This window comes from Rhizobium sp. BR 315 (assembly GCF_050577975.1).
Classification (GTDB): domain Bacteria; phylum Pseudomonadota; class Alphaproteobacteria; order Rhizobiales; family Rhizobiaceae; genus Rhizobium; species Rhizobium miluonense.
This window is the reverse complement of the sequence record NZ_JARWKZ010000139.1, coordinates 1-1,003: the sequence shown is the minus strand read 5'-3', so window position 1 is coordinate 1,003 and position 1,003 is coordinate 1. Positions and strand designations below refer to the sequence as shown.

Here is a 1,003-nt window from a genome sequence, read left to right as displayed (position 1 = left end):
ATGGATCAAAGCTTATTCGCAGCTCCCCACGGCTTTTCGCAGCGTATCACGTCCTTCATCGCCTGTGCATGCCTAGGCATCCACTAAATACCCTTACGACACTTGATCGTTCTCATTGCCAATGCTCATCATCTTTGCTTGGATTTGGAATTCCTATCCTCCTCGCTTGCGCTCGAAGGGGTTCCAAATCTGACAATCCGGACACTTTGCAGTGTGCCGAACCAGCTATGCGCCGTTACCTTTTACAACGGACGCTTTCTAACAATGCCATCGACGTGTTCGATAGATCTGCTTTACTGGAGCTACGCCGAGCAGCTCGCTTGCAGTCTATCTTAAGACCAGCTTCTCGAGATTGGATCCGATACCGCGCGGTCAGGCAACGGTAATCCAGCCGTCCGTCAGAAGCACTCAAAGAGTGCCAACAACAACGGCCCAGAGCGACAAGCTTCCTTCCTACCTCCGTCCCCTCCTTCGTTTCCAGCCGGCTAGGCCATCCACGATATCATCAGGTCCGGGCTCGGACGCCTTGAGCCTAAGCTCAAAACACCTGGAAGCCTCCAGATCAATCTTCTCTTCACAATGTATGCAGAACACGCGATCAGCCCTAAGGCCGACGCAAAACCTTTTTTTCTTCAGAAGACAACATGCCGTCAGTCTCGACACCAATCGATTTGGTGGAGCTGAGCGGGATCGAACCGCTGACCCCCTGCTTGCAAAGCAGGTGCTCTCCCAGCTGAGCTACAGCCCCATCAGCTCGATCGCCCCGGTCTTAAACCAAGGTTCGGCAACTTCCGCGTCACCGTCCATTCCCAACCCACATTCGCATCAAGCAAATGGTGGGCCCGGGAAGACTTGAACTTCCGACCCCACGCTTATCAAGCGTGTGCTCTAACCAACTGAGCTACGGGCCCATTCTTGTCAAACCGGTCCGAACAGCCAAAAGCCATCCGGATCGACGCGGTTCTTTGTCTTCTTGAAGAAAGAGAAACGTGGACGGCGAAAG

The 1,003-nt window shown here is 53.5% G+C and carries 2 tRNA genes and 1 rRNA gene; all 3 read right to left on the bottom strand.

What is annotated here, in order from left to right:
- Positions 1–108 (bottom strand): 23S ribosomal RNA (locus QD409_RS35390); the annotation flags it as partial.
- Between the two features lie 564 nt (positions 109–672).
- A tRNA-Ala gene (locus QD409_RS35385) sits at positions 673–748 on the bottom strand.
- Positions 749–834: 86 nt separating this feature from the next.
- Positions 835–911 (bottom strand) — tRNA-Ile (locus QD409_RS35380).
- Between the last annotated feature and the right edge of the window lie 92 nt (positions 912–1,003).